Annotated in this window: 12 protein-coding genes and 1 tRNA gene; 4 read left to right on the forward strand and 9 right to left on the reverse strand. The window is 56.9% G+C overall.

All coding sequences use genetic code 11. The features are described 5' to 3' along the window. The first annotated feature begins 2 nt into the window (after positions 1–2). Positions 3–1520 (forward strand): APC family permease, encoded by a 1518-nt coding sequence (locus B7444_RS00315; protein WP_007282048.1) that lies wholly within the window; start codon positions 3–5, stop codon positions 1518–1520. A gap of 113 nt (positions 1521–1633) precedes the next feature. Here B7444_RS00315 and B7444_RS00320 read toward each other — a convergent pair whose 3' ends face one another. Beyond that, positions 1634–2821 carry a mechanosensitive ion channel family protein gene (locus B7444_RS00320; RefSeq protein ID WP_007282049.1) on the reverse strand — a complete coding sequence of 396 codons (1188 nt, stop codon included), beginning with the start codon at positions 2819–2821 and terminating at the stop codon, positions 1634–1636. A gap of 182 nt (positions 2822–3003) precedes the next feature. Here B7444_RS00320 and B7444_RS00325 point away from each other — a divergent pair. Both B7444_RS00325 and B7444_RS00330 read left to right on the forward strand, forming a co-directional pair. After that, positions 3004–3078, forward strand: a tRNA-Met gene (locus B7444_RS00325). A gap of 69 nt (positions 3079–3147) precedes the next feature. Further along, positions 3148–4017 carry a glycosyltransferase family 2 protein gene (locus B7444_RS00330; RefSeq protein WP_007282050.1) on the forward strand — a complete coding sequence of 290 codons (870 nt, stop codon included), beginning with the start codon at positions 3148–3150 and terminating at the stop codon, positions 4015–4017. Positions 4018–4052: 35 nt separating this feature from the next. On the opposite strand, the gene B7444_RS00335 is transcribed toward B7444_RS00330, so the two are convergent. Together B7444_RS00335 and prmC are read right to left on the reverse strand one after the other, a co-directional pair. Then, positions 4053–4496, reverse strand: coding sequence for a DUF4167 domain-containing protein (locus B7444_RS00335; protein WP_007282051.1), 444 nt, complete (start codon positions 4494–4496; stop codon positions 4053–4055). A 251-nt stretch (positions 4497–4747) separates the two neighbouring features. Beyond that, positions 4748–5596: a peptide chain release factor N(5)-glutamine methyltransferase gene (prmC, locus tag B7444_RS00340; RefSeq protein WP_007282053.1), complete on the reverse strand. Its 849-nt coding sequence runs from the start codon at positions 5594–5596 to the stop codon at positions 4748–4750. Positions 5597–5626: 30 nt separating this feature from the next. Between prmC and B7444_RS00345 the strand changes: the two genes are divergently transcribed. Then, on the forward strand, positions 5627–6085 hold the full coding sequence (locus B7444_RS00345) for a hypothetical protein (RefSeq protein ID WP_007282054.1): 459 nt from the start codon (positions 5627–5629) through the stop codon (positions 6083–6085). Positions 6086–6088: 3 nt separating this feature from the next. Here B7444_RS00345 and prfA read toward each other — a convergent pair whose 3' ends face one another. From prfA to B7444_RS00375, 6 genes are read right to left on the reverse strand one after another with little or no spacing between them, the layout of a single operon-like run. Further along, positions 6089–7150, reverse strand: a complete 1062-nt coding sequence (gene prfA, locus B7444_RS00350; protein ID WP_007282055.1) for a peptide chain release factor 1 — start codon at positions 7148–7150, stop codon at positions 6089–6091. Between the two features lie 3 nt (positions 7151–7153). Continuing rightward, the gene (gene hisS / locus B7444_RS00355) at positions 7154–8395 is read right to left on the reverse strand and encodes a histidine--tRNA ligase (protein ID WP_007282056.1); all 1242 of its coding nucleotides are present in this window, start codon (positions 8393–8395) and stop codon (positions 7154–7156) included. Next, a complete protein-coding gene (gene ispG, locus B7444_RS00360) occupies positions 8395–9540 on the reverse strand; it encodes a flavodoxin-dependent (E)-4-hydroxy-3-methylbut-2-enyl-diphosphate synthase (protein ID WP_007282057.1) in 1146 nt (381 codons plus the stop codon). Before ispG ends, hisS begins: the two co-directional genes overlap by 1 nt. Before the next feature lie 59 nt (positions 9541–9599). Then, on the reverse strand, positions 9600–10841 hold the full coding sequence (locus tag B7444_RS00365; protein ID WP_007282058.1) for a helix-turn-helix domain-containing protein: 1242 nt from the start codon (positions 10839–10841) through the stop codon (positions 9600–9602). 15 nt (positions 10842–10856) lie between these two features. Next, positions 10857–11891 (reverse strand): NAD(P)H-dependent flavin oxidoreductase, encoded by a 1035-nt coding sequence (locus B7444_RS00370; RefSeq protein WP_007282059.1) that lies wholly within the window; start codon positions 11889–11891, stop codon positions 10857–10859. A 5-nt stretch (positions 11892–11896) separates the two neighbouring features. Further along, a complete protein-coding gene (locus tag B7444_RS00375) occupies positions 11897–13219 on the reverse strand; it encodes an aspartate kinase (RefSeq protein WP_007282060.1) in 1323 nt (440 codons plus the stop codon). Between the last annotated feature and the right edge of the window lie 135 nt (positions 13220–13354).

The following is a 13354-nucleotide window of genomic DNA, read 5'->3' on the forward strand; positions in this document are numbered from 1 at the left end:
TCATGCCACTTCCGATACAATCCACCGCAACATCTGCCCGGCGAAAAAGTCTCGAACAGATCATGTCCGAGAATGCGTCGCATGGCCTGAAGCGCAGCCTCACGGCAACCCAGCTCATTCTTCTGGGCGTGGGATCCACAATTGGCGCTGGCATTTACGTCATGACGGGAACCGCCGCAGCAGAATATGCCGGGCCGTCTGTTCTTATTTCGTTCGTGGTCGCAGCTCTGGCATGCCTTTTTACGGCGTTCTCTTATGGGGAGCTGTCATCCACACTGCCCGTTTCCGGCTCGGCCTACTCGTACGCCTATATCTCAATGGGCGAAAAGGTCGCCTGGATCGTGGGGTGGCTCCTCCTGCTGGAATACGGAATTTCGTGTGCAGCCGTCGCCGCCGGCCTTTCCGGCTATGCGTCGTCCCTGCTCGCAGTCTTTGGGATTCATCTTCCAGAAGCCCTCACCCAGGCGACACTTCAACCTGTCCCCGGATCTAAAGGCACCGCAATCAGCGGAGGATGGCGGCTGGACATGATCGGGCTGGTTGCGGTTTCTCTGGTCACGGCCCTTCTGGTCCGCGGCATTGAAGAGTCTGCCCGCGTCAATACGGTTATCGTGTTTCTCAAGGTCGGCGTTCTTGGTCTGTTCGTGGCATTTGGCATACACGCCATTCATCCCGAGAACTGGCATCCGTTTATTCCGGCAAATCAGGGCGGTTTTCATTACGGCGTCAAAGGCATTTTCAGAGCAGCCTCTGTCATTTTCTTCGCCTATGTTGGGTTCGAAGCCGTTTCGACAGCCTCAGCAGAAGCCAAAAACCCGACGCGCGATGTCCCGGTCGGGATTATTGGAAGCCTGCTGATCTGCACAGTCGTGTACATGATTGTCGCAGCCGTGCTGCTGGGAATTGTGCCATATCATGAGCTGGATGTGCCGGATCCTCTGGCCATTGCCGTAAAAGCGATGAATACGCCATGGTTGGCCATCTTCATCAATGTTGGTGCAACGATCGGCCTCTGCTCGGTCCTGATGGGCCTGATGTATGCTCAGTCCCGCGTCCTGCTGACCATGAGCCGTGACGGCCTGATCCCGCCACTTTTCGCCAAGGTGCACACCCGGTTTCGCACCCCATGGCTCGGCACCATCGTTCTGGGTCTTGTTGTCGCTCTCATGACAGCAACTCTGCCCATCGACATCATCAGTGATCTTGTCTCCATCGGGACAGCAGCAGCCTTCGGCATTGTCTGCTTCACGGTCATCTGGCAGCGGAACACCCGACCGGACATCCAGAGACCATTCAGTGTGCCGCTTGGTGGCTTCCGTATTCGCGGCTTCTGGATTGGCGTGACGCCCTTGCTTGGCATTATATTTTGCCTGTTCATGACCATTCCACTCGTTATGGACATGGTCCATGCCGTGGCCAGCGGTAATCCCGTCCCATTGATCCTTCTGACAGGTTATGTAGCTCTAGGCGTCGTGACCTATGTCTTTTACGGACGACGCAACTCCACGATGGCGCAGTAAACCACTGCCCTCACGGATAAAGATGTTTGCGGCATCGTTTCAGACACAGAGCCATCCCGCAACCAAGGGCACACAAAACAAAAAAAGCCACCGGGTTACGGTGGCTTTTTCTTTTACACTCCGGGCGTTCCAGGGCCCATGTAACTCCCCGGCGGCGGCCGATCGATCTTGGGTGACAACAATTCGCTAGGCCACGCCTCTTCACCCGGACGCGGAGGCATCATGGCAAAGCGTGCACGCGGCAACGCCTCAGGACATTCCTGTCGGATCCGGGCAATGATCTTTTCTCGAATTTCACACCGCAAATCCCAGCTTTGCAACGCATTTCTGGCACTCGCAATGATACGGATCGACATGACCTGCGCATTGCAGTCCGCCACCTGTGCATCAAAAACCTTGCCGTCCCAGAGAGGGCATGTGCGAATAATTTCGTTCAGCATCTCCCGGACCTTGTCCATCGGCGCTTCATAATCCAGCCAGAGAAATACGACACCGATGATCGCTGCGGAATTATGCGTCCAGTTTTCAAACTGGTTTTCCAGAAAGTAGGAAATCGGCACGATGTGGCGCCGCCAGTCCCAGACACGAAGAACAACGTAGGTCGCGTTAATTTCCTCAACCCAGCACCAGTCACCATTGATGATGACAAGATCTTCCATCCGGATGGGCTGGGTCACGGCAATCTGAACCCCGGCAATCAGATTGGTCAGCAGGCCACGCGCGGACAGACCAACAATCAGCGATGCCGCCCCGGCAGACGCAAAGAGAGAAACCCCATACTGCTTGACGGACGGAAAGAGCATCAGTGCGGATGCCACCGTCACAATACCCACCATGATCTCCGTCAGGCGCCGTAGAACGCGGATCTGCGTCTGGTGCGTCCGGATCATGATGTCATCGGTCTGTTCTCGTGATGACAGGCGGTGAAGATAAGCCTCCGTCATGATCCGGAACACGATGATTGCAGAAAAACCGAAGGTCAGAATCAGCAGGAACAGGAAGAAGAGTTGGAGTTCCTGTTCCGTCTCATAGGAAAAACCCGTTGCGGCCGGCAGCGCAGCCAGCATGACAAGAAACGCAATCATGATCCTTATCGGCCGACGAAGAGCCGCCACGATCCTGCGAATGAGCGCCGCACTTCGGGAACCCGGAATACGCAACGTCAGGGACGTTACGAGATTACCGCAATAAAAAGCCAGAATACCCACGACCGCGAGCATCAGAACGGAGACGACAGGCGCCGGAAGCCAGGTAAAGTAAGACCGAACGGCAAACAGCGTACTGACGAAATGCTGCGTCACTAGGCGGAAGACTCCTTAACGAGAGGGGAGGATAGAAAGGTGCGTCAGGTCAGCCCTAACAGATATGACCAATGTGAAAAATGCGAAGACTGAAATCCTTCATTTTCCTTCGGATAACGTGTTGACACTCCGTCGGATCCCCCTTAAAAACCCGCCTCAACGCCGGGGCAGCCCGGTGGGATGGCGGTGTAGCTCAGCGGTAGAGCAGGGGAATCATAATCCCTTGGTCGGCGGTTCAAATCCGTCCACCGCTACCATCCTTCTCTCCTAAAATTATAAAAATCTTTCAGGTATCTGATCTGGAAGCATTTTTGTATCCTGACGACATGATCAAAAAGCCTCTCGCCGTCGTCACCATGGTTTACAATGAGCCAGAACATCTCCTGGCCTGGCGCAGGCATTATGGTGCACAGGTTGGAGAGCAGGCCTGCTATGTTATCGACCATGGTTCAACGGACGGCTCGACAGACCTCCTTGGTCAGATCAACCGGATCCGAATCCCCCGCTCACCCCAGGACGACGAGCGGCGTACCAGGGCAGTCGGGAAGTTCTGCGACAGCCTGCTAGAGTGGTACGAGAGCGTCATCTATGTCGACGTAGATGAACTCCTTCTCGCTGATCCAGCCTTATTCCCGTCCCTCACCCATTTCGCTCAAGCCAATATCCGGCCCGTCGTAACCGCTACCGGGCTGGACGTCATTCATCGCCCCGAGAGCGAAGCCGCGCTCGATTATACACGCCTTGTCTCCTTCCAAAGACAGCACGTGCGGTTTTCAAGCGCCATGTGCAAACCCGTCCTGATCCGCACATCCGTGACCTGGGCACCCGGCTTTCACTGCTGTGCTGAGATGGCACCTGAAATGGGCGCACCACTTTTCCTTTTCCATCTGCGCTATGCAGACCTGCCCTCCGGGCTGAACCGCCTTGAACGCACACGGACACAGCCCTGGTGTTCCAATGACGTCGGGCAGCATCAGCGTCTCGCCAATCAGGATTGGGAAAACATGCTTCGTAGCATGGCAGACTTGCCAGTCGTAGAAACAACTTTCGACCAGCACGACCAGCGTTTGCAAAACTGGCGACAAGCCGTCGAAGACAGCACTGCTTCACGGATCGACGAACGATACAGGCTGGATCTTCATCTCAACGGAACAGAACTGTGGCGTCTGCCAGAACGGTTTGTTGGGCGCATATAAAAAAAGCCGGCCCTTCATGGACCGGCTTGAAAACCTTATTCAGCTTCGGCCGGAGCCTCTTCTGAACGGGGCGATCTGAATGAAGGCTGTTCGTCACCTTCATGATGTCCATTCTCGTCACCGCCACGCTCACTACCTGGCTCACGACGCTCTTCATAAGCGCGCTGACGCTGCTGCTGGCGCTCGTTGCGCTCCTGCTGGCTCTGCTGGGCAGCCTGATTCATCGCATTCAGAATACGGAAATAATGCTCTGCATGCTGGAAATAGGCTTCGGCAAGAATGCGATCCCCTGTTCCTGTCGCATCCCGGCCAAGCTGGAGATACTTTTCGAAGAGCTGCTGGGCAGTTCCGCGAATTCTGAGGTCCGGGCCATTGCTGTCAAACACATGGTTGCGGTTCAGAGGGGTCTGGGAATTGCTACTGCGTGGTGTCCCGCCGCCAGCACGATGATGCCGGCCTCTTATACGCTTCATATTCATCGACCCGTGATGCACTTTCCTGATGGCGTGCCCCACTTCTGCCCGTGCAGAAGGATGCGTCCGCCGCTGCCGAAAAGACGTCTGTCTATCTCGCTGTGGCTGGACACTGGCCAGCCTCTCATCCGCTGCCGGCTCTTAAAAGACGGTCAGCAGGAGCAACTGCGTGAGGGAAAAACCGTCAATACGGCTTCTACTTCAAAACGCAGCTTCCAACTCATATCAACTCTTAGGCTCTAAGCCAACGTCTTTCCTCAGTTTTCTGTCCTTTGAAGAACAAGAGCGCGTGCAATACCGCCAAGATCGTTCTGCCGCGCGACCTCCCTCAGGCCGCGCGCTCTACCCAAAGCGGAAACAGCATCGATCTGCCCGATCCCCATTTCAAGGACGGCATGCCCACCAGGCGCCAGAAGGTCTGGCAGTGCATTGCACAGCAGACGATAGGCATCCAAACCGTCCCGCCCTCCGTCAAGCGCCCGTGCAGGCTCATATCGAGAAACTTCTGGCATCAACTCTGGAACGTCCGCACTCTCAATATAAGGGGGGTTCGAGATCACAACATCAAACTTCCCATCGAGCGCAGAATCCCAGTTTCCCGCCACAAAACAGCTTTGACTTCCCAAACCGTTCCGTACTGCATTCCGTCGAGCCAAAGTCGCCGCTCCGGGAGCCAGATCGACACCTACGCCCCAGGAATTCGGATATTCCGACAAAGCAGAAAGCAGGAGACAGCCTGTTCCCGTTCCGAGATCCAGCATGGAAAGAGATGCCGTCCGATCAGGCCGAACAGCCAGAAGAGCCTCAATCAGTGCTTCACTGTCTCCGCGCGGTATCAGCGTATCAGGAGACGTATAAAAATCGAGGGTCCAAAACCCTGTCTCCCCGACAATGAACGCAAGAGGCTCACGCGCCACCCGCCGCTCGACTCCAACCTGAAAGCGATTCGCTTCGACTTCTGAAACAGACGTCAGGGAAAACAATCCAGCCAGATCACGTTGCGTCGCCCAACCAAGCAGCAATCGGGCTTCCCGTCGTGGATCTTCAAGTCCTGCCTGCTGCAAAGCTCCTGTAGCTTGCCTGAGGAGTTCATCTTTTGCGGTCATCTTGCCCGTGAACCTGCTATAGCTGTCATCATGAAGTCCAAACGTGCATTCTTCTTTTCAGCCCTGCTTCTGGGATGCGCCCTGCAGACAGCACAGGCCCAGTCAGAACTGCCCGACACCTTCACCGTGACCGATGAACGCGCTTCGGAGGAAATATCCGAAGTTTCCCGCCTTTACCTTGACGGGAATCTTGTAGCCACATTCCGACTTGGGTTGTCCAAATCCCGCGAAACCAAAACCATCCCGCTTCCTGCAGGACGTTATGACGTTGATTACGCGCTCTGTGGCGAAATCACCATTATGCATAACGGGCACCAGGAAACACATCAGGTCAGCAGCGAAGGCCAACTCCACCATCCGGAAGGCCATACCCTCGATGCCGTCGGAAGCAACAATTTCACCGACTTCTTCCTCGTGGACTATAACGATCCGTCTGTCGCAACCCATCGTCATGGACGCGCCGCTGTCTGCGCCACTCCGAGTTCCTGAACCTTAAAACCCTTCGGCCGCGAGGAGTTCAGTCTGCTCTTCGCGTGTCAGGGCATCAATAATTTCGTCGAATTCCCCGGCCATGATGCGTTCGATTTTGTAGAGCGTCAGATTGATCCGATGATCCGTCACGCGTCCTTGCGGGAAATTATAGGTCCGGATTCGTTCTGAGCGATCACCCGTCCCCACCTGAGACTTGCGATCCGCGGCACGCGATTCATGCGCGGCAGATCTCTGGCGCTCATACAGGCGTGCGCGCAGGATCTTCATGGCCTTAGCACGGTTCTTGTGCTGGCTCTTCTCTTCCTGCATCGCCACGACAACGCCAGTAGGGATATGTGTGATCCGAACCGCACTTTCGGTCTTGTTGACGTGCTGCCCACCTGCACCAGACGCACGATAAACGTCAATCCGCAGATCGTCGTCATTGATCGTCACGTCCACTTCTTCCGCTTCCGGCAGAACGGCCACGGTCACCGTGGACGTGTGGATACGCCCCTGGCTTTCAGTAGCAGGAACGCGCTGAACACGGTGCACACCTGATTCATACTTCAGGCGAGCAAACACGGAACGACCGGAAATCGTCGCCATGCCATCTTTCAGGCCGGCAACTTCATTTTCCGCATATTCCATAACCTCAAAACGCCAGCCATTCTGTTCCGAAAAACGGCGATAAGCATCGAAAAGCTGGGCTGCAAAAAGCCCTGCCTCGTCACCACCCGCCGCAGGCCGGATTTCCAGAATGGCGCTGCGCTCGTCAGCTGCATCCTTGGGCAGAAGCGCAATCCGCAGATTATGCTCCAGTTCCGGAATATGGGCTTCAATATCTTCAAGCTCAGCTTGAGCAAGTTCCTTCATTTCCGGATCAGCAAGAAGAGCCCTAGCCCCTTCCCGCTGTTTCTCGGCGGCCTGCCAGGCCTGAATAGACGCAACAACAGGTTCAAGCTCCGCATACTCCCGCGAAAGACGGGTGAACTCTTCACCTCCCATTTCGCCAGACGACATCAGAGCCTGAATTTCTTCCGCGCGGGCGACAATCCGCTCAAGCCTGTCATCAAATGCCACGTCTCAGGCGCCCTTCAGGGCCTGTACGAGGTCGGATATGGTCACTTCCTGCTGCTCACGCGTACCGAGGTCCCGAAGCTGCACGATGCCACGCGCAAGTTCTTCATCACCAAGAACGACTGCATGAGACGCACCGGATTTCACAACGCGCTCCATACGCTTCTTCATGTTGCCGCGCGTCTCGATCTCGGCGCGCAATCCAGCGTCACGAAGAGACCGCGCAATGGCCGCCCCCTTGAGAACTGCTTCATCGCCCATGGGAACGATCGCAATACCAGCGGCAACTGAAGGCGTTTCATCCAGCAGAAGTGCCAGACGTTCGATGCCGCCCGCCCAGCCAATCGCAGGAATAGCCGGGCCACCCATCTGCTCGACCAGACCTTCATAGCGTCCGCCGGCCAGAACTGTACCCTGTGCGCCTAGCTTGGTTGTCACGAACTCGAATGCCGTGTGGCTGTAGTAATCAAGACCACGAACAATCCGCGGGTTCTCGACAAATTCCACACCAAATGCTGTCAGATAAGACCGCAGATCATCCCAGAACTTGCGAGACTCTTCGTTCAGATAATCTGCAAAAGCAGGTGCATCTGCCAGAAGAGCCCGATCCTGCTCGGACTTACTGTCCAGAATACGCAGAGGATTAACCTCAAGACGAACCCGACTTTCTTCCGAAAGAGCATCTGCATGCTGGCGGAAATAAGCGACCAAAGCTTCACGCCATGCCTGACGGGACGCGATATCACCCAACGTGTTCAGTTCCAGAACAACATGCTCGGACAGACCAAGCGCCTTGAGAATATCGTAAGCCATCGCGATGACTTCGGCATCCCGCAGCGGCCCCTCGGCACCCAGCAGCTCTGCACCGATCTGATGGAACTGGCGATACCGTCCCTTCTGCGGGCGTTCATAACGGAACATCGGCCCGTGATAGAACGCCTTTTGAGGCAGGGACTGGGTCAGGCCATTCGTTACGAGTGCACGGCAGATGGAGGCCGTGTTCTCTGGACGCAACGTGATGCTCTCGCCGCCCCGATCCTCGAACGTATACATCTCCTTGGACACAACATCGGATGTCTCACCCAGCGTACGGGAAAAGACCCGAGTGTCTTCAAAGATTGGCGTGCTCCATTCCTCGAACCCATAGGTTTCGAGGACCGAACGCGCCGTTTCCACCACATGATGATGGCGGCGCATGGTGTCGCCAATGAGGTCGTGCGTGCCGCGGGGTGGTTGCAGTCCTGACATCAGTTGCTCGCCGGGTCCATCTGCTTAGCGGTCGTAGCTTCTGCCGTACCTGCATCAATCGCAGCGACCTTGGCTTCAACCAGTTCCACGATGTGTTCGATCATGTTCTCGGCCGGCATCGTGTGATCCTGGCGACCAGCCGAATACACCATGTGACGACCAGAACCACCGCCCGTGACACCAATATCGGTCATCAGAGCTTCACCCGGACCATTCACAACGCAGCCGATAATGGAAAGCGTCAGCGGCGTCTTGATGTGCTGGAGACGATCTTCAAGCGTCTGAACCGTCTCGACCACATTGAACCCCTGACGGGCACAGGACGGGCAGGAAATGATCTTCACACCGCGATGACGCAGACCCAGAGACTTCAGAATATCCCAGCCCACCAGAACTTCTTCTTCCGGTGCGGCAGACAGCGAAACACGCATCGTATCACCCACACCAGCCCAGAGCAGATTGCCCAGCCCGATGGAAGACTTCACTGTGCCGGCACGCTTGGAACCAGCTTCCGTGATGCCGATGTGCAGCGGATGGTCACAGCAGTCAGCAAGCTGCTGATAAGCCGCAACCGCCATGAACACGTCCGACGCCTTCACACTGATCTTGAACTCATGAAAGTCATGGTCCTGAAGGATCTTGGCGTGTTCCAGAGCACTCTCGACCAGAGCTTCCGGGTTAGGCTCACCGTACTTTTCCAGCAGGTGCTTTTCCAGAGACCCGGCGTTCACGCCGATACGGATGGAACAGCCATAATCCCTGGCCGCATTCACAACCTCACGAACACGCTCGGCACTGCCAATATTGCCCGGATTGATACGCAGGCAGGCCGCACCAGCCTTCGCAGCTTCAATGGCACGCTTGTAGTGGAAGTGAATATCCGCAACGATCGGAACGTTCACTTCGTGCACGATTTCCTTCAGTGCTTCCGTGCTGGCCTCATCCGGACAGGACACACGGACGATGTCTACGCCTGCCAGTTCGGCAAGGCGGATCTGCTCGATCGTGGCCTGTGCGTCGGATGTCAGGGTATTGGTCATCGTCTGCACGGAGATCGGCGCATCACCACCGACCGCAACCTTGCCGACATGAATCTGGCGCGACTTGCGACGCTCGATGTGCTGATAGGGGCGGTAGCTGCTCATGATTTACCTCTTCGTGCCCGGAGAAACCGGGTCCTGTGGGTCAGGGGCTTGGCCCCTGTTTAATGCGATGGAGACGATTGATCCAGTTGCCGGGCGTTCAGATCGTCAGCAGAGAGTTCTGCGGAAGGCTTTGCAGGTGCTTTTGCCCGATGCGGCACAGGCTTAACAACTGGCGCAGGAGTATCCGGCACTCCAGCACCTGCTTCAGGCATAGAAGAAGGCGCAGATGACCCCGACGCGTCGGGAGCCGGTTGCGCAGGGAGAGCAACGCCATTGCCAAACGCACCGGACTTGATGGCTTGCGCCGTGACTTCGACGTTCCGACGAACCTCGCCCTGACGCCCAAGAGGCGCGCTGGTCGCGCCGTCTGTTGAGAGAACCACGCCACCGGCATTCCCGAACGACATGCGGAAGGGAGCCACCGCAGCATCGCCCTGCCAGCTTTCCCCTGCCTTGAGAACACGGGCGACAAGAACATGACCGTCCCTGTCTTTTACCTGCATCCAGACAGGAGCCAGAACACGCACCACAACCGACCCGACAGGCACAGCGGGGGCTGGCGTTTCTGCTGGTGCGTCCGTCGACGGCCCAAACTGGTCTGAGGGATTCTGATCCCGGTCTTCGGAGCCCGTGGCAGGCTCGGCTGACGTCATATCGGTAGAAGCAGGAGGTGCCTGAAGGGCTGGTGCAACCGCCTGTGGAGATGGCGAAGCGGGCACAGCTTCAGCAGGCGGTGCGCTGACAGGAACGGGAGGCTGCGAGACATGAGGCTCGGGTGTAGGCGCCCGCCCTGGCATTACCGATGCGACCTGCGGAGAGGTCGTTGCAGGTGTTGCCGCGCCAGGCATCAACTCCGCAACGGCCGGAACCCGACGATCTGCCGGGCTCTCATGCGATGCGAACCGGTACCACCCTGCATAGGCGGCAACGACAACAACAAGCCCTGCTCCGACCAGCAGTCCAATTGGGAGTCCACGCTCCCCTTCAGGCTGAGGAAATACGAGATCTGTCTTGCGGTTGACGACACCACGATATTCACGGCGGAAACGCGCGACAAGACCGTCCGCATCCAGCTGCATGGCATGGGCATACGTCCGCAGGAACCCCACGGCATAGGCTACGCCCGGCAGGGATGACAGATCATCCGCTTCCAGTGCGATGAGCAGACGGCTCCGGATACGCAGCCACTGAGCCACATCTTCAATCTGCCAGCCCAGCTCCTCCCGACGCGTACGCAGGATCGTTCCAACACTGGGCTGGTCTGAGCGAAGCGGCATCATGCGATCGGAAGGAGGAGACATGGCTGAATGACCTGATCAGGCGAGAGCGTGCACGCGGTCTTCCCGCTTTGCAAGGGCTTCCACAGCCTGCTCCACGAGGGTGGCAATAATCTCGGAAACCGGGCGGATTTCCTTGACCATACCCACAGACTGGCCAGCCATGACAGATCCGTTATCGACGTCACCATCCATAACAGCACGACGCAGCGCACCAGCCCAGAAATGCTCGATGGAGAGCTGGGCATCTTCCTTGCTCACATCACCGTTCTGGAACCTCTGAATGGTCTCGGCCTGATGCTTCAGGAAGCCACGGCTACCTGCATTGGCAAGACCGCGTACCGGAATAACCGGAAACTGCTCATCAAGCTGCACGGATGTCACAGCGTCACGGGCATTGGCTCGCAGGAACGCCTTCTTGAAATTCTCATGCGCGATGCTCTCCTGAGACGCGGCAAAAATCGTTCCAAGCTGCGCGCCAGAAGCGCCCTGCTCCAGATAGGATACGATGGCATCACCGCGGCCCAGACCACCCGCCACAAAGACGGGAACGTCCTTGATATGCGGCAGGATTTCCTGTGCCAGAACCGTCAGGGAAACAGGCCCGACATGGCCGCCTGCTTCGGACCCCTCAATGATGAGAGCTTCAATACCGAGCTTCACCAGACGCTTGCCCAGAGCCAGCGCAGGGGCAAAACCGATCGCACGGGCTCCCCCATCACGGACGCGCTTGATGATGGCGCTCGTCGGCACACCACCAGCCAGAACAATATGGGACACGTTGTGTGCAAGACACACATCCACAAGCTGCTCAAGTGCCGGATGCATGGTGATGAGGTTCACACCAAACGGGCGCTTCGTCAGAGCCTGCGTGGCAACGATTTCTTCCTCAAGGCGCTCCGGCGTCATCGCACCGCAGGCAATCACACCAAAACCACCAGCATTGGAAATAGCGGAGACAAGATTGCGCTCGCTCACCCAGGACATTGCGCCACCCAGAATGGCAACTTCGCTGCCCAGGAAGTCACATCCCGGCTTCCAAAGGCAGTTCAGGGTCTCGCGGGCGTCCGTCATTGCACTCACGTAGAGGGTTCCTCTTTCTTGTCCAGCCCGTACGCGGTGTGCAGTGCACGCATCGCAAGCTCTTTGTATTCCGAATCAATCAGGACGGAGATCTTGATTTCACTGGTGGAAATCACCTGCACATTGATCCCACGCTCCGCCAGCGTCCCGAACATGGTCGCAGCAAGCCCGGCATTGGACCGCATGCCAACACCTACAACGCTGATTTTTACCACGTTGTGAGACGTTTCAAGCTCGCCATACTGAATGATGCCGTGGGCTTTTTCCAGCACCGCACGGGCCGCAGCTTCATCACTCTTGCCGACCGTGAAGGTCATGTTCGTCATGCGGTCAACGCCCGTGTTCTGCACGATCATGTCCACATTGATGTTTGCCGCAGCCAAGGGTCCGAAGATGGCGGCCGCGATGCCCGGACGGTCCGGAATACCCCGGACGGAGAGCTTTGCTTCATCATGCGAGCTGGCAATGCCCGCAACCAGTTCCTTCTCCACGATCTCGTCCTCATCCACCACAATCGACCCACTGTCATCATCCGTCTCGGAGAATGACGACAGCACACGTACACGGACCCCTTCACGCATCGCCAGCCCGACACTGCGGGTCTGAAGTACCTTGGCGCCTACGGAAGCGAGTTCAAGCATCTCTTCATAAGTGATGCGATCCAGCTTCCGCGCACGCTTCACGATACGCGGGTCCGTCGTATAAATTCCATCAACATCCGTATAGATGTCGCATTGATCCGCATGGATCGCGGCGGCAATCGCTACAGCAGATGTGTCTGATCCGCCACGCCCCAGTGTGGCAATCCGGTTATCCGGACCCACACCCTGGAAACCGGCAATAACCGGCACAATCCCATTATCAAGGCATTTCAGCAGTTCCGTGCCATCAACACCATCAATGGACGCTTTGCCGTGCGCATCATCCGTCACAAGCGGGATCTGCCAGCCCTGAAAAGAGCGAGCCGGAACGCCTAGTGCCTGTAGCGCGATAGCCACAAGGCCGCTGGTCACCTGCTCACCAGATGCCACGACAGCATCATATTCCTTCGGGTCCGCCAGCGGATCCAGCTCGGCGCAGTATCCAACCATTTGATTGGTTACACCCGCCATAGCAGACACAACAACAGCCACCCGACGTCCCTGCGCATGCTCGGCCTTGACCCGCTGCGCAACGATCCGGATGCGTTCAATTGTTCCGACGGATGTACCGCCGAATTTCATGACGATCGTTTTCCGTTTCCCGCTATCCACAGACATGGAAAGAGTATCGGCACGACCGGAAACCTGGTCGTGAACGGGAGTATCGGACATGGACATCGCGGATAAGGCTCCAGTACGTGTCTGGCGTTGCGCGCTCGGGTCTGGCATCGGATACGACACAAAACAGATTTGCCGGCCGGTCTTCTGAACAGACTCTGCCGGTCCACATACTCGTCTCGCCACGCCGCGTCC

The organism is Gluconobacter thailandicus F149-1 = NBRC 100600, assembly GCF_000964465.1.
GTDB classification, from domain to species: domain Bacteria; phylum Pseudomonadota; class Alphaproteobacteria; order Acetobacterales; family Acetobacteraceae; genus Gluconobacter; species Gluconobacter thailandicus.